This window comes from Micromonospora sp. NPDC023888 (assembly GCF_040639415.1).
In the GTDB taxonomy this organism is placed as follows: domain Bacteria; phylum Actinomycetota; class Actinomycetes; order Mycobacteriales; family Micromonosporaceae; genus Micromonospora.
This window is the reverse complement of the sequence record NZ_JBEZZW010000001.1, coordinates 307,640-330,048: the sequence shown is the minus strand read 5'-3', so window position 1 is coordinate 330,048 and position 22,409 is coordinate 307,640. Positions and strand designations below refer to the sequence as shown.

Genomic DNA, 22,409 nt, shown 5'->3' with positions numbered 1-22,409 from the left:
GCTGTTGCCGCCCGATTGCCCGGCGGTGTCGTGCCCGGGAAACTCGCCGCCGGTCAGGGGCCGGCGACCACCGGCGGCGCGCCGACCAGGTCCAGCCGGTCACCGAGGATCACCGCACTGGCCCGGACCAACTGGGTGAGCCGGTCGACCTCGGTGCTGTGGAAGTTGGCGGCGCAGAGGGTGTCGCTGTACTCCCGGGCCGCCACCAGCACCAGGCCCGCCCGGCCGAACGGCGCGATCGCGTGGTGGGTGCCGTCGGGCGTGGTCATCGACCGACCGCGCAGCGGGGTCACCTCCGGCAACCGCAGCGGCACCGGAGCACGCCAGCTCGCGTGCCCCACCGTCGCGCCACCACCCCCGGTCCGGGAGGCCCAGTCGACAGGCACCACGGCGGCGACGGCCCAGTCGGCCGCCAGCAGCCCGGGCACCGCGTCGACAAGGGTGGCGAGCCCGTCGGCCGGGTTGGCCGCGACCTGGGCCAACAACTCCGCGTCCTGGCCGGTGGTGGTGGGCGCGCCGATCGCCCGCCACACGCCGTCGACCCGCACGCCCGGAATCGCCGCGAGGCCAGCCAGCAGCCGCTCCACCCGGGCGGCACCCGGCCAGACGACAGTGAAGTCGTCCACCGCGCGCCCGCCGAGTCGTTCGAGGACCACCACCTGGACGATGTCCGCGCCGGAGACGCCCAACGTGCGGGCGACCTGGCCGAGGGTGCCCGGACGGTCCGGCAGGGTGACCCGAACTCGCAGCAACATGTCTGTCCCTCCGCTGGGCGGGCCGGCGATAAGCGGCCGGCAGGCTGCGGTACAGCCTGCAGGTTGACCATTTCGTCCCTGTTGCAGAGGCATGTCCCGAGGGGAAATTCTGACCTTGACAACGTGAGCGAGCTGCCATCAACTAGTCGGATGAGTGATCCGGCCGGCAATGCGTTGCGACCGGGCACCGTTGCCGCCTCTCCCGCCGGGCTCTCCCTGGACCGGCTCGCCGGCTACCTGGCCGAGCACCGACCCGAGCTGGCGGTCGGGCCACTGCGGGCCGACCTGATCGCGGGCGGCAAGTCCAACCTGACCTACCTGCTGCGCCTCGGCGAGCGGGAGGTCGTGCTGCGCCGCCCTCCACTCGGGCACGTGCTGGCGACCGCGCACGACATGGCCCGCGAGTTCCGGGTCATCTCGGCGCTGGCGTCGACCGAGGTGCCGGTCCCGGGCGCGCTGCTGCTCTGCACCGACCCCGAGGTGATCGGCGCTCCCTTCTACCTGATGGAGCGGATGCCCGGCCAGGTGTTCCGCACCCGTGCGCAGACCGACCCGCTCGGCGACGAGCGACGCCGGGCCCTCGCCATGGCGATGATGGACACGCTCGCCACGCTGCACAGCGTCGAGCCCGCCACCGTCGGGCTCGGCGACTTCGGCCGCCCGGAGGGCTACCTGGCCCGGCAGGTCCGCCGCTGGGGTGGGCAACTCGACCGCTCGCGCAGCCGGGAGCTGCCCGGCATCGACGAGCTACGTGACCTGCTCGCCGCGACCGCCCCCGAGGGCGCGAACGCCGGCCGGATCGTGCACGGCGACTACCGGCTGGACAACCTCCTCGCCTCGGCCGACCCGGTGGCCGTGCACGCCGTCCTCGACTGGGAGATGGCCACCCTCGGTGACCCCCTCGCCGACCTGGGGCTGCTCCTGACGTACTGGGATGTGCTCGGCGGCGGCGACACGGCCGAGGGCAACCCGGTCGCCGACGGGCTCGGCCCGCGCGCCGGCTTCCCCACCGGCGGCGAGCTGATCGACAGGTACGCCGGGCGCAGCGACGTGGACGTCGGGCCGCTGCACTGGCACGTGGCGCTCGGCTGTTTCAAGCTCGCGGTCATCTGCGAGGGCATCCACTACCGCCACACGCTCGGGCAGACGCTCGGCGAGGGCTTCGACCGGATCGGCGAGATGGTGGCACCGCTGGTCGCGCACGGGCTGACCGCTGCCAGGGAGCGGTGATGGACTTCTCGTACGACACCCGGACCGAGGAGCTGCGCGGCCTGCTGACCGCCTTCCTGACCGAGCACGTCTACCCGGCCGAGGCGGTGCACGCCGAGCAGGTGGCCGCCGGCGACCCGTGGTCGCGTACCCCGGTGCTGGCCGAGCTGAAGGCCGAGGCCCGCAAGCGCGGCCTGTGGAACCTGTTCCTGCCCGACCCGCGCTACGGCGCCGGCCTGACCAACCTCCAGTACGCGCCGCTTGCCGAGTTGACCGGGCGCAGCCCGCACCTGGCGCCGGAGGCGGTCAACTGCGCGGCACCGGACACCGGCAACATGGAGCTGCTTGCCGAGTTCGGCTCGGAAGCGCAGCAGAAGCGCTGGCTGATGCCGCTGCTGGAGGGTGAGATCCGCTCCGCGTTCTGCATGACCGAACCGGACGTGGCGTCCTCCGACGCCACGAACATCGCCACCCGGATCACCCGGGACGGCGACGAGTACGTGATCAACGGACGCAAGTGGTGGTCGTCCGGTGCGATGGACCCGCGCTGCGAGATCTTCATCGTGATGGGCAAGACCGACCCCGGCGCCGACCGGCACCGCCAGCAGAGCATGGTGCTGGTCCCCCGGGACACTCCCGGCGTGCACGTCCGCCGGGGCATGACCGTCTTCGGCTACACCGACGGCTCACACGGCGGGCACGCCGAGATCGACTTCACCGACGTGCGGGTGCCGGCGGAGAATCTGATCGGCGCCGAGGGCACAGGCTTCGCCATCGCCCAGGCCCGGCTGGGTCCGGGCCGGATCCACCACTGCATGCGATTGATCGGAATGGCTGAGCGGGCATTGGAGCTGCTCTGCAAGCGGGCGCTCGGGCGGGTCGCGTTCGGCCGGCCCCTCGCGGAGCAGGGCGTGGTCCGCGAGTGGATCGCCGAGTCGCGGGTGCGTATCGAGCAGGCCCGACTGCTGGTGCTGAAGACGGCCTGGCTGATGGACACCGTCGGCAACAAGGGCGCACACACCGAGATCCAGGCCATCAAGATCGGCACCCCGGCGATGGCGGAGTGGGTGATCGACAAGGCCATCCAGTCCTACGGCGGCGCCGGCGTCAGCCAGGACACTCCGCTTGCCGCCCTCTGGGCGCAGACCCGCACCCTACGCCTGGCCGACGGCCCCGACGAGGTCCACCGCAACTCCCTGGCCAAGCGCGAACTGCGCCGCTGGGCCCGGTAACCCCCGCGCCCCGGGGGCGGGGTCAGGCGGAGGCGCGGTGGACCAGCTGGGTGTCCAGGAGGAGGTGCGTGGCCGGGAGGTCCTCGCCGCGGATCCGGGCCACCAGCAGGCGGGCCATCTGCCGGCCCATCTCCTCCACGGGTTGGAAGACAGTGGTCAGCGGCGGGTCCGCCCGCAGGGCGATGGTCGCGTCGTCGAAGCCGATCACCGCGACGTCCTCCGGCACCCGCCGGCCGGCCTCACGCAGCGTACGCAGCGCGCCGAACGCCATCAGGTCGGACGCGACGAAGACCGCGTCCAGGTCCGGGCAGACGTCCAACAGTCGACGCATGGCGCTCGCGCCGCTGCCCTCGCTGAAGTCGCCGTACGCGATCAGGTCGGGGTTGACGCCCGCCCCGGTGGCCTTCACCGCCTCGGTGTAGCCGGCCAGGCGGGCCAGGCCCACACCCATGTCCTGGGTACCGGCGATGGTGGCGATGCGACGTCGCCCCTGCCTCGCCAGGTACTCGACCGCCTGCCGGGCCCCGCCAACGTTGTCCACGTCGACGAACCAGGCGGGCTGGGCGCCGGGTTGCAGCATCCGGGCGGGCCGACCGCCGAGCACCGCGGGCAGGCCACGCTCCTCCAGCAGCGTCGGCAGCGGGTCGGAGTCGTGCAACGACAGCAGCAGTACGCCGTCGACGTGCTGGTTGGTCAGGTGGTGCTCGACCCGCTCCCGCTCCACCGGCGACTGCGCCATCGCCAGCCAGAGCTGCATCGGCGTCTCCAGCAGGCCGGAGCTGATCCCCCGGACGATCGCGGCGAAGAACGGCTCGGTGAAGACCCGCTCGCCGGACTCGGACACCACGAGCGCCACGGAGTCGGTCCGCTGGGTGACGAGCGCGCGGGCGGCGCGGTTCGGCACGTACCCCAGCTCGGCGATGGCCTGTTGGACCGCGGCCCGGGCCTCCGGGCTGACCTGCGGCGAGCCGTTGACCACGCGGGAGACCGTGCCCCGACCGACACCGGCGCGCGCCGCGACCGCATCGAGGGTCGGGCGCCCGAGCGACCGGGTGCGCTGCGTTGTCATCGTCTGCTCCTCCGACGGCGGGCGGACCCGGCGCCACCTGCGAGAGGTGGACGCCAGGACCGTCCTGATGGCTGGCCCGAGCCTATTGTGCGGCCAGACCGTTGCGCCGGATCACCGAGGCGTACCACTTGGCGCTGGACTTGGGGGTGCGGACCTGGCTGTCGTAGTCGACGTGGATCATGCCGAACCGCTTCGTGTAGCCCCAGGCCCATTCGAAATTATCCATCAACGACCAGGCGAAGTATCCCCGCAGGGGCACTCCGGCGTCGATCGCCTCGTGCGCGGCGCGCAGGTGGGCGTCGAAGTAGGCGAGCCGATCGACGTCGTCGACCTCCCCGTCGACCACCGAGTCGACGAACGCGGAACCGTTCTCGGTGACGTACAGCGGCAGGTCGGTGTACTCGTGCACCCGACGCAGCGTCTCGGTCAGGCCCGGGGCGTCGATCTCCCAGCCCATGTCGGTCACCGGGACGCCGCGGGTGACGAACCGGACGTCCTCGCTGCCCGGCCAGCACGAGGGAGCCGGATCGGTCGTGGCGCCCTCGGTCGCCGCGGCGACCACGTGCCGGCTGTAGTAGTTGACCCCGACCAGGTCCAGCGGCGTGGCGATGGTCGCCAGGTCACCGTCGCGCACGTGGCCGAAGTCGGTCACCGTGCTCAGGTCGGCCACCAGGTCCTCCGGGTACGACCCCCGCAGCAGCGGGTCGAGGAAGAACCGGTTCGCCAACCCGTCGATCCGCCGGGCGGCGTCGACGTCCGCCGGGGCGTCGCTGGCCGGGTCGACCGGGTAGAGGTTCACCGTCACGCCCACCTCGGCGCTCGGCCGGGCGGCCCGCAGCGCCTGCACGGACAGCCCGTGACCGAGCATCAGGTGGTGCCCGGCGCGAACCGCGTCCGCGCCGTCGGTGCGGCCGGGGGCGTGCACGCCGGAGCCGTAGCCGAGGAACGCCGAGCACCACGGCTCGTTGAGCGTGGTCCAGTAGCGCACCCGGTCACCGAGCGCGTCGGCCAGCAGCGTCGTGTAGTCGGCGAAGCGGGCCGCGGTGTCCCGGGCCGGCCAGCCGCCGGCGTCCTCCAGGGGCTGTGGCAGATCCCAGTGGTAGAGGGTGAGCCACGGCTCGATGCCGTTGGCGAGCAGCTCGTCGACCAGCCGGCGGTAGAAGTCCAGACCCTGCGGGTTGGCCGCGCCGGTGCCGCCGGGCTGCACCCGGGACCAGGAGACCGAGAAGCGGTACGACTTGAGGCCCAGCTCGGCCATCAGTGCGACGTCGCCACCGAGCCGGTGGTAGTGGTCGCACGCGACGTCGCCGGTGTGCCCGGCGACGACCCGACCGTCGGTGTGGCTGAAGGTGTCCCAGATCGACGGGGTGCGGCCGTCCTCGGCCGCCGCCCCCTCGATCTGGTACGCCGCTGTCGCGGCCCCCCACAGGAATCCGGGTGGGAAGGTCAGCCCGGGACGCTCGTCGAGGACACCAACGGCGGGTGGGCTGGCGGGGTTGCTCACGACTTGACGGCACCTTCCATGATCCCGCCGATGATCTGGCGGCCGAACACGAGAAAGACGAGCACGAGCGGGATGGTCCCGATCGCGGTGGCGGCGAACACCTGGGAGTAGTCGGTGTAGTAGGCGTAGGAGAGGAAGGAGAGCGAGACCTGCAGGGTCGGGTTCTCCGGGGTGAGGATGGCGTACGGCCAGATGAACGAGTTCCAGGTCTCCATGAAGGTCAGCAGACCGAGGACGCCGGCGGCGGGGCGCAGCGCGGGCAGCACGATGCTCCAGTAGATCCGGAACGTGCTCGCCCCGTCGACCCGGCCGGCCTCGATCAGCTCGTCGGAGATCGCCTGGCTGGCGTACTGCCGCATCATGAACACGCCGAAGGCGCTGACCAGGAACGGCACGGTGACCGCGTAGAGGGTGTCGTACCACCCCAGGTCCTGCATCATGCCCCAGAGCGGGATGAGCCCCATCTGGGTCGGGATCATCATGGTGACGATGATCGCCAGCAGGAGGGCGTTGCTGCCCCGGAACTTCAGCTTGGCGAAGGCGAACCCGGCCAGCGAACCGGTGAGCACCACCGACAGGGTGACCACCGAGGAGACGATGATCGAGTTCATCATGCCGGTGAGGAAGTTGGCGGCGTCGTTGTCGAGCACCCGCCCGAAGTTGTCACCGAACGCTCCGCCGGGGGTCAGCGGCGGCGGCACGTCGTTGATGTTGTCCAGGCTGCGACTACCGATCACCAGCATGTAGTAGAACGGGTAGATCGACAGCAGTGCCGCCAGGACGAGCGCCACGTAGGTCAGTGGGCTGGTGCGCCACAGGCGCTGGGAAGCCGAGATCATCGATCTCTCCTCACTTCGCCGAGCGGCGGACTAGTAGGAAGTTGAACAGCGACACCACGACGATGATCATGAAGATCGCCCAGGCGACCGCGGCCCCGTAGCCGGCGGTGTTCAGGTTCGCGATGCCCATCTCGTACATGTACATGGCCAGCGTCTGGAACTCCCGCTGGCTGCCGCCGAGGATGTTGCCGTTGGCGAAGAGCAGGGGCTCGGTGAAGAGCTGCATGCCGCCGATCGTGGACAGGATGACCACGAAGATGAAGGTGGGCTTGAGCATGGGCAGGGTGATCTGCCAGAACTGCCGCCACGGGCTCGCGCCGTCGATCTCCGCGGCCTCGTAGAGGTCCTTCGGGATCGCCTGCATGCCGGCGAGCAGGATCAGGGTGTTGTACCCCGTCCACCGCCAGTTGACCATCGTGGAGATGGCGAACCAGGAGCTCCACCGCTGCCCGTCCCAGTCGACCGGGTCGACACCGACGAGGCTCAGCAGCCAGTTGAACAGGCCGAACTCCCGCTGGAACAGCATCCCGAAGACGATCGCGACCGCGGCCACCGACACCACGTTCGGCATGAAGATGGCCATCCGGAAGAAGGTCTTGGCTCGCAGGAAGGTCCGGTTGAGCAGGTTCGCCAGGAAGAGGGCGAGCAACAGCTGCGGGATGGTCGACAGGGCGAAGATGCCGAACGTGTTGACCAGCGCGTTCCAGAAGTACTCGTCGGAGAACAGCCGGGTGTAGTTGTCGAACCCGATGAACGTGTGGTCGCCGATCATGTCCCAGTCGTGCAGCGACATCCAGGCGGTACGCACCATCGGGTACAGCCCGAAGGCGCCGAAGATCAGGAAGAACGGGGCGATGTAGAGGTACGGCGAGTACTTGACATCGAGGCGGTTGAGTAACCTCCCCCGCCGACGTCGCGCATCGACGTCGGGAGAAGGCGGTGCTGCTGGCGACGGCGGTGCCGTCGTGGCCGACAGGCTCATGCGAATTTCCTTTTCCGGCGAGGCCCGGGGGCCCTCGCGCAGGGCGCTACGCGGAGGGGACCGGCCGGTGGCGTCCGGGAAGCCCCGAACGCCACCGGCAGGGAATCACTCAGAAAGCACCCTGAGTCTTTGCGTCCTTCGTGAACTGCTCCCAGGCCTTCGCCTTGTCGGCCCGCCCGTTCTCGAACGCCCGCAGGGCCGGCTCGAGTGCGTTCTCCTTGATCGCCTGGTGCTTCGGGCCCAGGTAGGTCGGCTGGATCTTGGCGACGCTCTCCCCGAAGATCTTGCCGGTCGGCGCGTTGCTGAAGTACTCGTTGGTGTAGCTGGTGAACGCGTCGTTCTTCAGCGCCTCCAGGTTCGTGGGCAGCGGGCCCTTGAGCTTGAAGGCCTCGACCTGGCTCTTCGCGTTGGTCAGGTACTCGGCGAGCTTCGCCGCCTCCTTCGGGTACTTGCTCTGCGCCGGAACCGCGAGCCACGAGCCGCCCCAGTTACCGCCGCCGCCCGGCACGGACGCGACATCCCACTTGCCCTTGTTGGCCGGACCGGAGTTGTCCGACACGATGCCGAGCATCCAGGACGGGCAGAAGGTCGCCGCGAAGGTGCCCTGCTTGAAGCCACCCGACCACTCCGGCGACCAGGTCTGCGCCTTGGCGGAGATGTCGGCCATCGACGTGGCGGTGTCCCAGGCGTTCTTCACCGCGGGGCTGGTGTCCGCGATGATGTTGTCTTCCTTGTCGTAGAACAGGTCACCGTTGCCCTGGAACATCACGCCGTTGGAGACCGCGGTGATCGAGTCGATGAACGCCTTGCCGCCGCTGCCCTGCTTGTACTTCAGACCGGCGTCGTGGAAGCCCTTCCAGTCCGGCCAGAGCGCCGACACCTGGTCGCGCTCGGTGGGCAGACCGGCAGCCTGGAACAGGTCCTTGCGGTAGCAGACGGCGAGGCTGCCGACGTCGGTCGGGAGGCCGATCAGCCGACCGTCCTGCGCCTTGCCCAGCTCCCACTTCCAGGGCAGGTACTCCTTGGAGTGGTCCGAGGTCAGCGGCGCGAGGTCGGACCAGTTGCGCGCGTTGGGCTTGAACTCGTTGAGGATGCCCTCTTCCAGGGCGGTGACGTCCGCCGCGCCCTTGCCGGTGGCCAGGTAGCGGACCAGCTTCGGCCGGTACTCGGCGAGCTGCGCGGTCTTGCGCAGCTCGACCTTGATGCCGGTGTCCTTCTCGTACTGCTTGACGAGCTCGTCGTAGCCCATCTCGCCGAAGGTGTCGACGACCAGTTTGGCCGGCTTCTCGCCGGCTGCTGGCTTGTCGTCGTCGTTGCCACAGGCTGCGAGACCGCTGACCGCGGTGATCGCGGCCAGGGCAGCGGCCGCCAGGCGGGTACGCCGCGTGGTGACACTCATTCGCTGACCCCTCTTTCCGGTGGTGAGGCTGATGTGTGTGGTGGGGGTGTGCTCATCGCGCCACGCCAGGGTGTGCGAGTGACCCATGCCACCTCCGGGAGCGCTCCCATGAGATTGCCGACAGGTAACGGGGGTGTCAATAGGACGTTGGGAGCGTTCCCAGATCGTTACCGCTCACCAGGCCCGCAACTCCGCCCAGGCTGCGGGGGTTTCAGCAGAAGCGGCGGAGCAGGGTGGTGGCCCGGTCCGGGTCGAACCGGGACGGGTCGAAGGCAGACCCCGCCCAGTCGCGCAACGTCGCGTGCCGCGGATCGATCGGCCCGACCGGGTCGTCCTCGTCTGCCAACGCGGCCAGCAGCGCCTGGTAGCCCGGCGGCCCGCCGACACCCTCCGGCGGGCAGGCCCGCTCGCCGTCCAGACAGACCGGATACCGCTCGTCGGGGTCCGCGGTCAGCGCGTCCTCCACGACCAGGTCGTGCTCCCACCAGTCGCCGAAGTCGTAGGTGTAGGAGAAGCGGCTGCCCTTGCCGAGCACCGCGTCCAACCGCGCGTCCAGCTCGTCGTGCAGCGCCAACTCCCCGTCCGGGTCGGGCTCGCCGTACTGCATGGCGTCGATCTCGAACGAGTGCAGGTGGCAGTCGCGCCACCCCATCGCGTGCTGCACCACCCGGTGCAGCCGGTCCAGCGTGTAGCCGGCCGGCACGAGCACCCGTCGCCACACCGGCGGGCGGACGCCGGCGAGGGTCATCTTGAGCTGGAAGATCTGACGCGGCATGCTGTCCTGTCCTCCCGCGGCTTAGGCTGCCAGCATGATCTGCCGAGCGTGCCGGGCCCGGCGACACGACGACTGCCCGGGCCGGAACTGGTGCGACTGTCAGCACCGTACCGCCGAACCGACTCCTCCGGTCACCGGTCCGGCCGGCGAATGACCGTCGGAATTCCGATCCGACGGCTCTGGCCCGAGCCGTCGACGCAGCCACTCGACGACACCGCGCTCACCGCCCTCTACCACCGCGCGGACGAGCCCCGACTACGGGTCAACTTCGTCACCAGCCTGGACGGCGCGGTCACCGTGGACGACTACTCCGCCGGGCTCTCCGGCCAGCCGGACAAGCGGGTGTTCGGGCTGCTGCGGATGCTCTGTGACGCGCTCGTGGTGGCCGCCGGCACGCTGCGCCACGAGCGATACCGGGCGGTCCGCCTCGACGAGCGCCGCCGCGCCTGGCGTCGGGATCACGGGCTGGCCGAGTACCCCACGCTCGTGGTCGTCTCCGGCTCGCTGGACCTGGATCCGGCGCAGGCCGCCTTCGCCGACGCGCCGACCCGACCGATCGTGCTCACCCACGCCGACGCCGAGCCGCCGCCCGGTCTGACCGACGTTGCCGACCTGCTGCGCTGCGGCACCGAGCGGGTCGACCTGGCAGCCGGTCTCGCCGACCTGCACCGGCGCGGGCTCACCCAACTGCTCTGCGAGGGTGGCCCGCACCTGTTCGGCGCGCTCACCGCCGCCGACCTGGTGGACGAGCTGTGCCTCACCGTCTCGCCGCTGCTGGCGGGGCCCGGACCGGGCCGGATCACCGCCGGCGACGCCGCGCCGCCCCGGCACCTGCCACTGCGGCACGTGCTGGCCGCCGAGGACGGCGTGCTCCTGCTCCGCCACGCCCGCCCGTAACGGGCCGTCGTCCGGCCACACACCCACAGTCGTGGGCGGGACGGCGCATGGTGTCGTCCGACGCGTCGCGTGGCGACCTGTCGTACTCCTCGGGCAGGATGCACCTCATGGTTCCCGACCGTGCTGCCCGACCGACCCGAGTCGCCCGATGACCGACGCCGACCTCGACAGCCCTGGCGAGGCGGTCGGGCGGGTGCTGGGCACCGCCGACGCCACCCCGTTGCAGTTCTGGACGGCCGTGGCGCCCGGCAGTTACCTCCAGCTCGACGACGTGGTGGTGACCCGGCGCGAGCTGCCCGACCGGGAGCCGGTGACGATCGCCGGCGTCGTCACCCAGGTCCGCGCTCGCCACGAGGGCGCCCAGTTCGACTCCGACGTGTTCGCCATCGCCGACGGCACGCTGCCCGCGCAGGTGCAGGAGGCGGCCGAGGTCACCACGACACGTGTCGATCCGGAGCTGTACGTGCCGCCGACCCCGGGCGCGGTGGTGCACCGGGCCGAGGGCGACGCGCGGGCGCGTGCGCTGCACTTCGACCGGATGGAGCGGCGCATCCCGATGGGGATGGGTCGCGACGGCGTCCCGGTCTACCTCAACGCCGACTTCCTCGACGGCAGCCGGGGCGCGCACGTCTCCATCTCCGGCATCTCCGGTGTGGCCACCAAGACCAGCTTCGCGACCTTCCTGCTCTACTCGGTCTTCCGCTCCGGCGTGCTGGGCGGCGACGCGGTGAACGCCAAGGCGCTGATCTTCAACGTCAAGGGCGAGGATCTGCTCTTCCTCGACCACCCCAACACCCGCCTCGACGAGCCGACCCGCGCGGCGTACGCGAAGCTCGGGCTGAGTGCCGGCGCCTTCCCCGACGTGCGGGTGTACGCCCCGCCCCGGGTCGGTGACGCGGCCGGCACACCGGATGTGAGCAGCCGGCTCACCGGGGTCGACTCGTTCTACTGGACGCTTGACGAGTTCTGCGCCGACCGCCTCCTGCCGTACGTCTTCGCCGACGCCGACGACGAGCGCCAGCAGTACACGATGGTGGTCCACTCGGTGGCCGCGCACCTGGCGCGTTACGCCCAGCCGGCCGACGGCGGGGTGAGCATCGACGGGGTGCGACTCGGCTCCTACGGCGACCTGGTCGACCACATCGTCGACCAGCTCAACGACGACGAGACCCGCTCCGACTGGGCGGGCAGCGCTGTCGGTCTGGGCACCGTCAACGCGTTCGCCCGGCGGTTGATCGGCAGCAAGAAGGACCTCGCCCGGCTGATCCGTGGCGACCTGGCCACCCGCCGCCCGCACTCGATCAACACGAGCGAGTCGGCGCAGGTGACAGTGGTCGACCTGCACAACCTTCCGGACCGCGCGCAGCGCTTCGTGGTGGGTGTGACGCTGAAGAGCGAGTTCGAGCGCAAGGAGAAGTCGGGCACCGCCAAGCCGCTGCTCTTCGTCGTGCTCGACGAGCTCAACAAGTACGCCCCCCGGGAGGGCTCCTCCCCGATCAAGGAGGTCCTGCTCGACATCGCCGAGCGGGGCCGCTCGCTCGGGGTGATCCTGATCGGCGCGCAGCAGACGGCGAGTGAGGTGGAGCGGCGCATCGTCACCAACTCGGCGATCCGGGTGGTCGGCCGGCTCGACCCGGCCGAGGCCTCCCGCCCGGAGTACGGTTTCCTCCCGCCCGCGCAGCGGCAGCGGGCGCTGCTGGCCAAGCCGGGCACGATGTTCGTCAACCAGCCGGACATTCCGGTGCCGCTGTGCCTGGAATTCCCGTTCCCGGCCTGGGCCACCCGGGTCTCCGAGGCGGGCCGGGCACCATCGGAGACGCTGCGCTCGATCACCCAGTCCGCCGACCCGTTCGCCGTGGTGGGCTCCGGCGGCGGCAGCACCGACGACGACATCCCGTTCTAGGTAGGGACCGGCACAGCCATGAAGATCCTGCACACCTCCGACTGGCACGTGGGAAAGGTGCTCAAGGGGCAGTCCCGGGCCGACGAGCACAAGGCCGTGCTGGCCGGGGTGATCGACATCGCCCGTGCCGAGCAGCCGGATCTGGTGATCGTCGCCGGTGACCTCTACGACACCGCCGCGCCCAGCTCGGAGGCGACCCGGCTGGTCACCCGGGCGTTGACCGCGCTGCGGCGTACCGGCGCGGACGTGGTCGCGATCGGCGGCAACCACGACAACGGCCCCGCGCTCGACGCGCTGCGCCCGTGGGCCGACGCCGCCGGCATCACCTTGCGCGGCGGGGTGCGGGAAGATCCCGACGAGCACGTGATCGACGGCACCACCGCCGGCGGTGAGCGGTGGCGGCTGGCCGCGCTGCCGTTCCTGTCCCAGCGGTACGCGGTGCGCGCGTTGGAGATGTACGAGCTGACCGCCGCGGAGACCAACCAGACGTACGCCGACCACCTGGGCCGGGTGCTGGGGCGACTCACCGAGAGTTTCACCGAACCGGACCGGGTGCACCTGGTCACCGCGCACCTCACGGTCACCGGCGCGACCACCGGTGGCGGCGAGCGCGACGCGCACACCGTGCTGGGCTACGCCGTCCCGGCGACCGTCTTCCCGGCCACCGCGCACTACGTGGCGCTGGGCCACCTGCACCGGGCGCAGCGGGTCATCGGCCCCTGCCCGGTGCGGTACAGCGGCAGCCCGCTCGCTGTCGACTTCGGTGAGCAGGAAAACGTCCCGTCGGTGACGATCGTCGAGGTGACGGCCAGCACCGCCGCCCGGGTGCGGGAGGTGCCGGTGACCGCGGCGAGCGCCCTGCGCACGGTGCGGGGCACCCTGGCCCAGCTCGCCGAGATCGAGGCACCGGACGCCTGGCTGCGGGTGTACGTGCGGGAGCAACCCCGCGCCGGCCTGCGCGAGGAGGTGCAGGAGCTGCTCCCCCGGGCGCTGGAGATCCGGATCGATCCGGAGCTGCTGACCGCCCCGGGCAGCGGTGCCCGCATCGCGCAGCGCTCGGGGCGTTCGCCGCGGGAGTTGTTCGCCGACTACCTGGACAGCCGGGGCCACGCCGACGAGGGTGTCCGGGAGCTCTTCGACGAGCTTTTCGAGGAGGTGGAGCACTGATGCGTCCGATGCGGTTGGACATGGCCGGGTTCACGGTCTTCCGGGACGAGACCACAGTCGACTTCACCGACGCCGACTTCTTCGCGCTGATCGGCCCGACCGGTTCGGGCAAGTCGACGGTGCTGGACGCCATCTGTTTCGCGCTCTACGGCATGGTGCCCCGCTGGGGTGGCGCCCGGGGGTTGGCGAACGCGCTCGCGCCGTCGGCGACGGAGGCGCGGGTGCGGTTGGTCTTCGAGTCCGGCGGCGCTCGGTACGTGGCGACCCGGGTGGTCCGCCGGGACGGCCGGGGCAACGTGAAGACCGCGAACGCCGGGTTGCAGCTCATGCCGGCCGGCTTCGACGTGACCAAACTGGACACCGGGTTGAGCCCGGAGGACCTCGGTGAGGTGGTGGCCGGCACCCCCGCCGAGATGGAGCAGGCGGTGCTGGAGGCGGTCGGGCTGCCGTACGAGCAGTTCACGAGCTGCGTGGTGCTGCCGCAGGGGCAGTTCGCGGACTTCCTGCACGCCAAGCCGGCGACCCGGCAGCAGATCCTGGTCAACCTGCTCGGCCTCGGGGTCTACGAGGATGTGCAGAAGAAGGCGACGGCGCGCGCCGCGCAGGCGGAGGCCCGACTGGAGGCGGTCGACCAGGTGCTCGCCGGGCTGACCGGTGTGGACGACGAGGCGTTGGCCGACGCCGAGGCGCGGGTCGACCGGATGGCCGAGCTGGCCGGCAAGGTGACGGCCGCGGTGCCGGAGCTGGCGGCGGCCCGGACCACCGCGCGCGAGGCGGCGGCGGCGCTCACCGCCCTCGACGACGAGCTGACCGTCCTGACCGGGGTGCGCGCGCCCGCCGGGGTGGCCGAGGTGGCCCGCGCGGTCACCGCGGCACGGGCCGACGCCGAGGCGGCGGCGACCGCTGTGTCGTTGGCCGAGGAGCGGGAGGAGAAGCTGCGCGGCGAGCTGGCCGCCGCCGGCGACGAGAGCGCACTGCGGCTGCAACTGCGGGCGTACGACGATCGGGACCGGTTGTCCGGCGAGGCCGACACGGTCCGCGCCGCGGTGCGCGCGGCGAACGACGAGCACGCCGCGGCGGTGGCGGCGCTGGCCGACGCCCGCGCGGTCGCCGAGCGGGCCGAGGCCGAGCTGGAGGCGGCCTTCCGGGCGCACGAGGAGGCGAAGGCCACCGACCTGGCGGTCAGCCTGCGGGTGCACCTGCACGCCGGCGCGGCCTGCCCGGTGTGCGAGCAGCCGGTGGCCGAGGTGCCGGCGGTGCCTGCCGATTCGGCGGTGGCGGCGGCGACGGCGGCGGGCAAGGCGGCGCGGGCCGCGACCAAGGCCGCGCAGGCCACCCTGCAGCAACGGGACGCGGCGGCGCGTGACCTGGAACGGGTGCTGGTCCAGGCGCGGGCCCGGCAGGAGCAGGTGGACGCCCGACTGGCCGAGTTGGACGGACAGCTCGCCGGCGCGGCGGAGCCGGCCGTGTTGCGCCGGGAGTTGGCCGAGCACGCCCGGTTGCGGCGCGCACTGGAGGAGGCGGCGACCGCGGTGCGCGCCGGCCGGGAGGCCGCGCGCCAGGCCCGCGCCGGGGTGGATGTCGCCGAGGAGCGGCTGCGGGCCGCGTGGCGGGCCTTCGACACGTCCCGGGACGGTTTGGCGCGGTTCGGCCCGCCGGTGACCGACCGGGACGATGTGGCGGTGGCGTGGGCCGCGCTCACCGGTTGGGCGACCACCGAGGCGGACCGCCGCCGTGCCGATCGGGCGAACCGGGCCGTTGCCGTCGCCGAGGCCGAGTCGGTGGCCGACGCGGTGCGGCGGCGCATCGCCGGCATCTTCGCCGACGCCGACGTGCCGGTCGGCGACGATCCGGTGCACGCGGCGACAGTGGCGGTGGAGCGGGCCGACGCCGACCGACGCCGGCTGGCCGAGCGCCGGGAGCAGGCCGCCACGTTGCGCGAGCAGCGGGCCGGGCACGAGCGCGACGCGCAGGTGGCGCGCGCGCTCGCCGGGCACCTGCGGGCCAACAACTTCGAGCGGTGGTTGCTGGCCGAGGCGTTGGACCTGCTTGTCGACGGCGCGTCGGGGATCCTGCGGGAGCTGTCCTCCGGCCAGTACGAGCTGGTGCACGACAAGGGCGAGTTCGTGGTGGTCGACCACCACGACGCGGGTCTGCGTCGGGGTGTGCGCACCCTCTCCGGCGGTGAGACGTTCCAGGCGTCGCTGGCGTTGGCGTTGGCGCTCTCCGAGCAGTTGGCCGGGATGTCGACCACGGCGGCGAGCCTGGAGTCGATCGTCCTGGACGAGGGCTTCGGCACGCTCGACGCGGCGACCCTGGACACGGTCGCCGCCACGTTGGAAAACCTGGCCGCCCGGGGCGACCGGATGGTCGGCGTGGTCACCCACGTGCCGGCGCTCGCCGAGCGGATCCCGGTCCGTTTCGAGGTGCGCAAGGACGCGCGTTCGGCGCGCGTGGAGCGGACGGGCCGGTGAGCGACGCCGCGTTCTTCGTCGACTCGTGGGATCCGGCGTACGGGGCGTCGTTCGAGGCGTCGGCCGCCGGGCCGGCCGCGCCGAGCAGCGCGCAGGTCGACGCGGACGTGGAGCTGCCCGCCGTGGACTGGCGGGCGATCGGGGTACGCCCCGGGGTGCGGGCGCCCGACGTGGTGCTGATGGTCGACGGGGTCCGCCGGATCGACGCGAGCATCTGGACGGCGGAGACCGACGGCCTGTCGTTTCCCGGTCTGGCCGCCTCGTACGCGGCCGGGGTGGTCCGGTGCGACCTGGGCCGGGGCGCCGCGCAGTTGGCCGGCACCCGGGTCGGTCGGGGTCTGTTCACGGCGAGCCCGTCGGCGCAGGACGTGGTGGCCGGCGCGATCCGCTATCCCGTGCACCGGGTGGGTGGCACCGGTGAGCTGGCGAAGCTGCCGGCCGCCGTGCAGGGTCCGCTGACCGCGCTTGAGGTGGCGGTGTCCGACGCCGCCCGGGTCGACGGCGACCTGCTGGTGGTGGACGGCCCGTTGCGGAGTCGCCGGCAGTTGCCGCGCACGCTCGGCTACATCAAGACCCAGCACAGCCAGTATCTGGATGCCCGGCTGACCGCTGTGGTGACCGGCCTGGCGTCGGGTGAGCGTTCCCCGGTGTTCCGGCTGGGCACCGCCTGGGGTGGTTGGTCGTGGTATCTGCGGCTGCCGGTGGCGGTCGGCGCCCCGTGGGCGGGCATCGTCCGGGTGGAGTGTTCGGCCGACCTGCCCGTCGAGGCGGCGATCGAGCTGGCGGACCTGTCGCTCGTCACCCTGCCCCGCTTCGCCTCCACCCCGTACAAGGACCCGCGGGCCCCACAGAATCTGATCCCGATCGCCGGGCTGGAACGCCGGCTGCGTGCCCTGCTCGGCGATTCCCGGCTGCTGCACCGCGCGTTGACCACCGCGGCCCGTGCGGCCCGTTGACCGCGGATACTTGTCGGGATGGGACGTAGGCGGGCGGCTGACCGGGTGGTCGAGCAGGTCGACACGGGGCGGGCCGAGCTGGTGCCGGACCCGGACCGGGCCGGCTCGTGGACGTTGCTGCTGGACGGCGCGCCGCAGTCGCACGTCGACCTGACCGACCCGACGCACCTGGAATTCGAGTACGTGCGGCGGTTGGCCGCCGCGGTGGACCTGGTCGCGCCGGCCGGTGCGCCGCTGCGGGTGCTGCATCTGGGTGGCGGTGCGCTGACCCTGCCCCGCTACGTGTCGGTCACCCGGCCCGGCTCCACCCAGCGGGTGGCCGAGGTCGACGGCGCGCTTGTGGAGCTGGTCCGCAGGGTGCTGCCGTGGCCGTCCGACGCCCGGCTGCGGGTCCGCGTGGAGGATGCGCGGGCCGTGTTGACCGCCACCCGGGACGCCAGTTACGACGTGGTGGTCGCCGACGTGTTCGCCGGTGCCCGTACCCCGGCTCATCTCACCTCGGTGGAGTACACGGCCGAGGTGGCCCGGGTGCTCCGCCCCGCGGGCTGGTACCTGGCGAACCTGGCCGACGGCCCGCCGCTGCGGCACGCGCGGGGGCAGGTCGCCACGGTCCGCTCGGTGTTGCCGCAGGCCTGTCTGGTCGGCGACGCGGCCGTGTTGCGGGGTCGCCGGTACGGAAATCTGGTGCTTGTCGCCGGGCGGTCCACGCCGCCGGTGCCGGAGCTGACCCGGCGCGCCGCCGGTGACTGGTTCCCTGGCCGGGTGGTGGCCGGCGACGAGTTGGACCGCTTCGCCAGCGGCGCGCAGGTGGTCCGCGACGCGGACGCCACCGGTTCCGACCCGCCGCCGCCGGGCCTGTTCTCCGTCCGCCGCTGACCGTCCGTCCGACGGTTCCGCAGAACTTTTTCGCCGTTTGTTGATCCGCTCGGGTCGGTGCTGCGTACCACCGGGCGGCCCGCTTCGTGGGCCGGCGATGGTTACGGACACCCGGAGGTCTGCATGCATGCGGTGGCGGCCGGTTGGCATGGCGACGTGGTAGGCGCGGACTGGTTGTCGGCGCGGTCCTCGTCACGGCCGACGTCGTCTGCCCGGGGGGTCGACGCGCACGCGACGTCTCGCCAGAATGGTCCGGTGACGCCGCGACCGGCGCCCGGACGCCATCAGGCGACGACAACCGAGGCCAGCCACTCCGACCAGTTGATCCGTCAGCTCTACGCCGAGCACGCCGGCCCGTTGCTGATGTTCGTCATGCGCCTCACCGGGGGGGACCGGCAGCGCGCGGAGGACATCGTCCAGGAGACGCTGCTGCGGGCCTGGCGGAACGCGCACCGCCTGGGCACGCAGGGGCAGGGGTCGCTGCGGCCGTGGCTGGTCACGGTGGCCCGTCGGATCGCCATCGACGAGCACCGCAGCCAGGAGGCGCGGCCGCCGGAGACGTACGACCGGGATCTCACCGCGTTCGCCGAGGCGGACAGCACCGACCGGGTGCTGCGGACGATGACGGTGGCGGACGCGCTGCGTACGCTCAGTCAGTCGCACCGGGAGATCCTGATCTCGACGTACTTTCGGGGGCGGACGGTGCCGGAGGCCGCCGAGGAGTTGGGGCTGCCGCTCGGCACGGCCAAGTCGAGGGTCTACTACGCGCTGCGCGCGCTGCGCACGGCTCTGCAGGAGCGGGGGGTGACAGAATGAGCCGGCCGGACCACATGGACGTCGCGGCGTACGCGCTCGGTGTGCTCGACGAGCAGGACACTGAGCGGTTCGAGGAGCATCTCGCCACCTGCTGGGCGTGTGCGGCCGAGTTGGAGACGATGGTGCCGGTGGTCGGGCTGCTCTCCGACATCGACGGCGAGACGATGATGGCGTTGGAGCAGACGGCGACCGATCCGGCGTTGCTGAACCGGACGCTTGGCGCGGTCCGGGCCGACCGGCGGCGTACCCGGTTTCGTCAGCTGCTCGCGACGGCCGCCGCGGTGGTGGTCTTCGGCGGGCTGAGCGGTTATGGCTTCGTCAGCGTGACCGACAGCGGACCGGCGCCGCTCGCCGGTGCGACGCCGAGCGCGCCGGTCGAGCCGACGACGAGCGGGCCGACGGCCCCGCCGAGTGGCCCGGGTGTCGGCGGCACCGAGGAGGAGGGCGACCAGGTCGAGGCCACCGACCCGACGACCGGTGTGCAGACCACCATGTTCCTTGTGAAACGGGAGTACGGGACGCGGATCAATTTCAGCCTGCGGAAGCTGCCCGGCCCGCGTATTTGCCGGTTGGTGGTGGTGCGCAAGAACGGCAGCACCGAGGTCATTTCGAGTTGGTCGGTGCCGGATGGCGGTTACGGGACCAACACCCGACCGCAGGGTCTGGAGTTGAGTGCGTCGACGGCGGCGCCGGTGGAGGACATCAAGCAACTCCAGGTGCAGTCGGTGGACGCCAATGGTGTGGCGAGTCCACTGGTCACGCTACCGATGTAGTTTCGCGTACGGATCGGCGCCGGCCATGGCGACAATGGCCGGCGCCGATCTGTCGTTGCTGGAGAAGTCCCGCATCGGGGGCGTACGCATTCCGACTCGAATCGGTTCAACAGATTCACGTGAAATTGACCACTGTTGTTACTTCAACCTTGACAGCCTGCCTCCCGTACCTATGGGTGAACTGCCAAGAATGAGGAGGGCACGTGGCACAGATGAAGCGGACCGTCATCGTCGCGAGCGCGATGGTCGCACTAACGGCCTGCGCTCCCGCAGGTTACGACGGGGCGAACTCGAGCGCGGCCGAGCCGGTCGCCGTCGCCGCGGCCGAGCCCAGCGCGTCGGTTGAAGCCGAGGCCTCGGCGTCCGCGGAGGCGCCAGCCGCCGACGCGCCGCCCGCGAACGTCGACCTGACCGAGAAGCTGGTCGGCAAGACCGTCGCCCGGATGGGCAAGGTGGTCACCGACCAGGACGGCTGGATCCTGTACCGCTTCGACAAGGACACCGCCGACCCGCCGTCGTCGAACTGTGTCGACAAGTGCGCCGAGGTGTGGCCGCCGGCGCTGACCGACGGCAACCCGCAGCTCACCGGCGTCTCCGACGACAAGGTCAGCAGCGTGACCCGCCAGGACGGCACCCGTCAGCTCACCGTCGGCGGCTGGCCGGTCTACCGCTACATCGGTGACAAGAAGCCCGGTCAGTGGAAGGGCCAGGCGGTCGGTGGCACCTGGTTCGTGGTCCAGCCGGACGGCAAGAAGAACCTGAGCTGCCTGCCCACCTCCACGCCGAAGGCGGTCGCGCCGCCCGCGAACAGCGGCGCCAACGACGCCGGGGGCTCGGGCTACTCGTACTGATCGCAGACGCCACGAGGGCACGGTGGCCGGTCGCAGCCGGGGAGGGCGCGACCGGCCACCGTCGTGCCCGTGGGGCCGGCGGTGGCCGTGGCCCCGCCGTGACCTGGCAGAGTGGCGGGGTGACCGACACCGAACCCGCCGCGACCCGGGTGCTGCGCCCGCCGGTCGGCTACCGGCTGGCGGCCTCGGTCCGTGCGCTGACCTTCACCCCGTACGACCCGTGCGCACGGTTTGTCGGCGACACCTTCTGGTGGGCCACCCGCACCCCGGACGGGCCGGCCACCCTGGCGCTGCGGCCGTCCGCCGGTGACCTGCTGGCCGAGGGCTACGGGCCGGGCGCCGCGCACGTGGTGGCGCGGGCCGACGCGATCGCCGGGCTGCACGACGACCTGACCGGCTTCGCCGAGTTGGCCGGGGCGCACCCGCTGGTGGCCCGGCTGGCTCGGGAGCACCGAGGGCTGCGGATGCCCCGCACCGGGCAGGTCTTCCCCCGGCTGCTGCGGGTGGTCTTCGAGCAGAAGGTCACCGTCAAGGAGGCGTACCGGGCGTACGCGGCGACCGTGCGGCACTTCCGGGAGCCGGCGCCCGGCCCATTGCCGTCGCTGCTGCTGCCACCCGAGGCGGCCGCGGTGGCCGCCACCCCGTACTGGGTGTTCCACCCGTTCGGCGTGGAGCAACGTCGGGCCGACACGCTGCGCCGCGCCGCCGCGCTCGCCGAGGGGTTGGAGCGCAGCGCCGACGCCGCCGACGCCACCCGTCGCCTGACCGCCATCGCGGGCATCGGGCCGTGGACGGCCGCCGAGGTGGTCCGGGTCGCGTACGGCGACCCGGACGCGGTGAGCGTCGGCGACTACCACGTCCCGAACACTGTCGCCTGGGCGCTCGCCGGCGAGGCGAGAGGCGACGACGCCCGGATGCTTGCCCTGTTGGAGCCGTTCCGGGGGCACCGGGGTCGGGTCTGCCTGCTGCTGGGCGCCGCCGGCCTCCGAGCGCCGAAGTATGGTCCGCGCGCCCCGATCCGCTCGTTCGCCAGGTACTGAACGGTCACCGCCCGGCCGGGGTGCCGTAGCCGAAGCCCGGGTACGTCAGCTCGGCCGCCGCTCGCACCGGTGCTGGAGACCGTCCGCCTCCAGGCGCAGGTAGCGCCGGAGCAGGCCGCCGTACAGCCGGCCGATCAGGCCGGCCAGCGGCCCGGACTGGGCGATGGCCAGCTCGACCCGCGTGCGCCCGTCGGGCAGCGGCAGCAGCCGGTGCTCCCCAGCGGTACGCACCCCGGGGGTGTCGGAGACCCAGGTGAACCCGCGTCCCTCGGTCAGCTCGGTGACCCGCCACACGGCCGGCCGTAGCTTCGGCTGGGTCAACCGGGCCGTCGCGCCGACGGCGAGGGGCCCCGACTCCCCCCGCTCGACCCGGGACACCGAGGCCGTCCACTCCGGCCAGCGCTGCACGTCGACAAGCACCGCCCAGACCTGCTCGACGTCGGCGGCGATCTCCGCCGTGGCTTCGAACCGCATCTCGTCCCCTCCCTGGCGGGTGCCGTCGCGCACCGCCACGGGTGCGGACGAGGCCGCCGGGTGGATCGTGACACCCGCGCGCAACCCCGGCGGGATCAGGCGGCCTCGCGGAGGTCGGCCAGGCTCAGCGGGGTACGCAGCCGCAGCAGTTCCTCCAGCTCCGGCACCGAACCGACCTCGCCGAGCACGTTGCGCCCGCCACCGAACCGCTGCGGGTAGCGGCGGGTCAGCCGGTAGCGGTAGCGGCCCCGGATCAGCTCGACGCTCACCCGCCACCGCCCGCAGCAGTCACAGACCCACTAGGACACCTCGCGAAAGTAGCTCTGACCTGGGGTTATTCGATTCGCCCGGTCGGGACGAGCGGCACGTGGGCGGACACGCCGCCCCGGCACCCACGGTGATCTGCCTCACGGCTGTC

Annotated in this window: 21 protein-coding genes; 12 read left to right on the top strand and 9 right to left on the bottom strand. The window is 72.0% G+C overall.

What is annotated here, in order from left to right; translation table 11 throughout:
* Positions 1-53: 53 nt before the first annotated feature.
* Positions 54-755 carry an amino acid-binding protein gene (locus AB0F61_RS01485; protein WP_357802052.1) on the bottom strand — a complete coding sequence of 234 codons (702 nt, stop codon included), beginning with the start codon at positions 753-755 and terminating at the stop codon, positions 54-56.
* A 150-nt stretch (positions 756-905) separates the two neighbouring features.
* On the opposite strand from AB0F61_RS01485, the gene AB0F61_RS01480 reads away from it, so the two are divergent.
* Together AB0F61_RS01480 and AB0F61_RS01475 are read left to right on the top strand one after the other, a co-directional pair.
* The gene (locus tag AB0F61_RS01480) at positions 906-1,985 is read left to right on the top strand and encodes a phosphotransferase family protein (RefSeq protein WP_357802049.1); all 1,080 of its coding nucleotides are present in this window, start codon (positions 906-908) and stop codon (positions 1,983-1,985) included.
* Positions 1,985-3,196, top strand: coding sequence for an acyl-CoA dehydrogenase family protein (locus AB0F61_RS01475; protein ID WP_357802046.1), 1,212 nt, complete (start codon positions 1,985-1,987; stop codon positions 3,194-3,196). The genes AB0F61_RS01480 and AB0F61_RS01475 overlap by 1 nt, the downstream gene beginning before the upstream one ends.
* Before the next feature lie 22 nt (positions 3,197-3,218).
* Here the strand turns inward: AB0F61_RS01475 and AB0F61_RS01470 are convergent, their stop codons facing one another.
* From AB0F61_RS01470 to AB0F61_RS01445, 6 genes are all read right to left on the bottom strand, one after another.
* The gene (locus tag AB0F61_RS01470) at positions 3,219-4,265 is read right to left on the bottom strand and encodes a LacI family DNA-binding transcriptional regulator (RefSeq protein WP_357802044.1); all 1,047 of its coding nucleotides are present in this window, start codon (positions 4,263-4,265) and stop codon (positions 3,219-3,221) included.
* 82 nt (positions 4,266-4,347) lie between these two features.
* The gene (locus AB0F61_RS01465) at positions 4,348-5,769 is read right to left on the bottom strand and encodes a GH1 family beta-glucosidase (protein ID WP_357802041.1); all 1,422 of its coding nucleotides are present in this window, start codon (positions 5,767-5,769) and stop codon (positions 4,348-4,350) included.
* Complete coding sequence (locus AB0F61_RS01460) at positions 5,766-6,608, bottom strand: carbohydrate ABC transporter permease (protein ID WP_327032252.1); 843 nt, start codon at positions 6,606-6,608, stop codon at positions 5,766-5,768. Before AB0F61_RS01460 ends, AB0F61_RS01465 begins: the two co-directional genes overlap by 4 nt.
* 10 nt (positions 6,609-6,618) lie before the next feature.
* Entirely contained in the window at positions 6,619-7,590 is a 972-nt protein-coding gene (locus tag AB0F61_RS01455) for a sugar ABC transporter permease (protein WP_357802039.1), read from the bottom strand.
* A gap of 109 nt (positions 7,591-7,699) precedes the next feature.
* Positions 7,700-8,989: an extracellular solute-binding protein gene (locus tag AB0F61_RS01450; RefSeq protein ID WP_357802036.1), complete on the bottom strand. Its 1,290-nt coding sequence runs from the start codon at positions 8,987-8,989 to the stop codon at positions 7,700-7,702.
* A 211-nt stretch (positions 8,990-9,200) separates the two neighbouring features.
* Positions 9,201-9,764 (bottom strand): plasmid pRiA4b ORF-3 family protein, encoded by a 564-nt coding sequence (locus AB0F61_RS01445; protein WP_357802033.1) that lies wholly within the window; start codon positions 9,762-9,764, stop codon positions 9,201-9,203.
* A 150-nt stretch (positions 9,765-9,914) separates the two neighbouring features.
* Here AB0F61_RS01445 and AB0F61_RS01440 point away from each other — a divergent pair, with 150 nt between their 5' ends.
* The 10 genes from AB0F61_RS01440 (at position 9,915) to AB0F61_RS01395 (ending at position 21,517) form a co-directional block, all read left to right on the top strand.
* Positions 9,915-10,661 carry a pyrimidine reductase family protein gene (locus AB0F61_RS01440; protein WP_357802031.1) on the top strand — a complete coding sequence of 249 codons (747 nt, stop codon included), beginning with the start codon at positions 9,915-9,917 and terminating at the stop codon, positions 10,659-10,661.
* A 148-nt stretch (positions 10,662-10,809) separates the two neighbouring features.
* On the top strand, positions 10,810-12,564 hold the full coding sequence (locus AB0F61_RS01435; RefSeq protein WP_196921762.1) for an ATP-binding protein: 1,755 nt from the start codon (positions 10,810-10,812) through the stop codon (positions 12,562-12,564).
* An 18-nt stretch (positions 12,565-12,582) separates the two neighbouring features.
* Positions 12,583-13,731, top strand: a complete 1,149-nt coding sequence (locus tag AB0F61_RS01430) for an exonuclease SbcCD subunit D (RefSeq protein WP_357802028.1) — start codon at positions 12,583-12,585, stop codon at positions 13,729-13,731.
* Complete coding sequence (locus tag AB0F61_RS01425) at positions 13,731-16,205, top strand: SMC family ATPase (RefSeq protein ID WP_357802027.1); 2,475 nt, start codon at positions 13,731-13,733, stop codon at positions 16,203-16,205. Before AB0F61_RS01430 ends, AB0F61_RS01425 begins: the two co-directional genes overlap by 1 nt.
* On the top strand, positions 16,202-17,161 hold the full coding sequence (locus tag AB0F61_RS01420; protein ID WP_357802024.1) for a hypothetical protein: 960 nt from the start codon (positions 16,202-16,204) through the stop codon (positions 17,159-17,161). The genes AB0F61_RS01425 and AB0F61_RS01420 overlap by 4 nt, the downstream gene beginning before the upstream one ends.
* An 18-nt stretch (positions 17,162-17,179) precedes the next feature.
* A complete protein-coding gene (locus AB0F61_RS01415; RefSeq protein WP_357802021.1) occupies positions 17,180-18,037 on the top strand; it encodes a fused MFS/spermidine synthase in 858 nt (285 codons plus the stop codon).
* Between the two features lie 123 nt (positions 18,038-18,160).
* The gene (locus AB0F61_RS01410) at positions 18,161-18,853 is read left to right on the top strand and encodes a sigma-70 family RNA polymerase sigma factor (protein WP_357802019.1); all 693 of its coding nucleotides are present in this window, start codon (positions 18,161-18,163) and stop codon (positions 18,851-18,853) included.
* Complete coding sequence (locus AB0F61_RS01405; RefSeq protein ID WP_357802018.1) at positions 18,850-19,626, top strand: zf-HC2 domain-containing protein; 777 nt, start codon at positions 18,850-18,852, stop codon at positions 19,624-19,626. The genes AB0F61_RS01410 and AB0F61_RS01405 overlap by 4 nt, the downstream gene beginning before the upstream one ends.
* 203 nt (positions 19,627-19,829) lie before the next feature.
* Positions 19,830-20,477 carry a hypothetical protein gene (locus AB0F61_RS01400; protein WP_357802015.1) on the top strand — a complete coding sequence of 216 codons (648 nt, stop codon included), beginning with the start codon at positions 19,830-19,832 and terminating at the stop codon, positions 20,475-20,477.
* A 119-nt stretch (positions 20,478-20,596) separates the two neighbouring features.
* On the top strand, positions 20,597-21,517 hold the full coding sequence (locus AB0F61_RS01395) for a DNA-3-methyladenine glycosylase 2 family protein (protein WP_357802014.1): 921 nt from the start codon (positions 20,597-20,599) through the stop codon (positions 21,515-21,517).
* A gap of 45 nt (positions 21,518-21,562) precedes the next feature.
* On the opposite strand, the gene AB0F61_RS01390 is transcribed toward AB0F61_RS01395, so the two are convergent.
* Together AB0F61_RS01390 and AB0F61_RS01385 are read right to left on the bottom strand one after the other, a co-directional pair.
* A complete protein-coding gene (locus AB0F61_RS01390; RefSeq protein WP_357802011.1) occupies positions 21,563-21,991 on the bottom strand; it encodes an SRPBCC family protein in 429 nt (142 codons plus the stop codon).
* A gap of 95 nt (positions 21,992-22,086) precedes the next feature.
* Complete coding sequence (locus AB0F61_RS01385) at positions 22,087-22,260, bottom strand: hypothetical protein (RefSeq protein WP_357802008.1); 174 nt, start codon at positions 22,258-22,260, stop codon at positions 22,087-22,089.
* Positions 22,261-22,409 lie beyond the last annotated feature (149 nt).

Coding starts and splice junctions, on each gene's coding strand:
- AB0F61_RS01485 (WP_357802052.1), bottom strand. CDS start 755: ATGTTGCTGCGAGTTCGGGTCACCCTGCCGGACCGTCCGGGCACCCTC.
- AB0F61_RS01480 (WP_357802049.1), top strand. CDS start 906: ATGAGTGATCCGGCCGGCAATGCGTTGCGACCGGGCACCGTTGCCGCC.
- AB0F61_RS01475 (WP_357802046.1), top strand. CDS start 1,985: ATGGACTTCTCGTACGACACCCGGACCGAGGAGCTGCGCGGCCTGCTG.
- AB0F61_RS01470 (WP_357802044.1), bottom strand. CDS start 4,265: ATGACAACGCAGCGCACCCGGTCGCTCGGGCGCCCGACCCTCGATGCG.
- AB0F61_RS01460 (WP_327032252.1), bottom strand. CDS start 6,608: ATGATCTCGGCTTCCCAGCGCCTGTGGCGCACCAGCCCACTGACCTAC.
- AB0F61_RS01455 (WP_357802039.1), bottom strand. CDS start 7,590: ATGAGCCTGTCGGCCACGACGGCACCGCCGTCGCCAGCAGCACCGCCT.
- AB0F61_RS01450 (WP_357802036.1), bottom strand. CDS start 8,989: ATGAGTGTCACCACGCGGCGTACCCGCCTGGCGGCCGCTGCCCTGGCC.
- AB0F61_RS01445 (WP_357802033.1), bottom strand. CDS start 9,764: ATGCCGCGTCAGATCTTCCAGCTCAAGATGACCCTCGCCGGCGTCCGC.
- AB0F61_RS01440 (WP_357802031.1), top strand. CDS start 9,915: ATGACCGTCGGAATTCCGATCCGACGGCTCTGGCCCGAGCCGTCGACG.
- AB0F61_RS01435 (WP_196921762.1), top strand. CDS start 10,810: ATGACCGACGCCGACCTCGACAGCCCTGGCGAGGCGGTCGGGCGGGTG.
- AB0F61_RS01430 (WP_357802028.1), top strand. CDS start 12,583: ATGAAGATCCTGCACACCTCCGACTGGCACGTGGGAAAGGTGCTCAAG.
- AB0F61_RS01425 (WP_357802027.1), top strand. CDS start 13,731: ATGCGTCCGATGCGGTTGGACATGGCCGGGTTCACGGTCTTCCGGGAC.
- AB0F61_RS01415 (WP_357802021.1), top strand. CDS start 17,180: ATGGGACGTAGGCGGGCGGCTGACCGGGTGGTCGAGCAGGTCGACACG.
- AB0F61_RS01410 (WP_357802019.1), top strand. CDS start 18,161: ATGCATGCGGTGGCGGCCGGTTGGCATGGCGACGTGGTAGGCGCGGAC.
- AB0F61_RS01405 (WP_357802018.1), top strand. CDS start 18,850: ATGAGCCGGCCGGACCACATGGACGTCGCGGCGTACGCGCTCGGTGTG.
- AB0F61_RS01390 (WP_357802011.1), bottom strand. CDS start 21,991: ATGCGGTTCGAAGCCACGGCGGAGATCGCCGCCGACGTCGAGCAGGTC.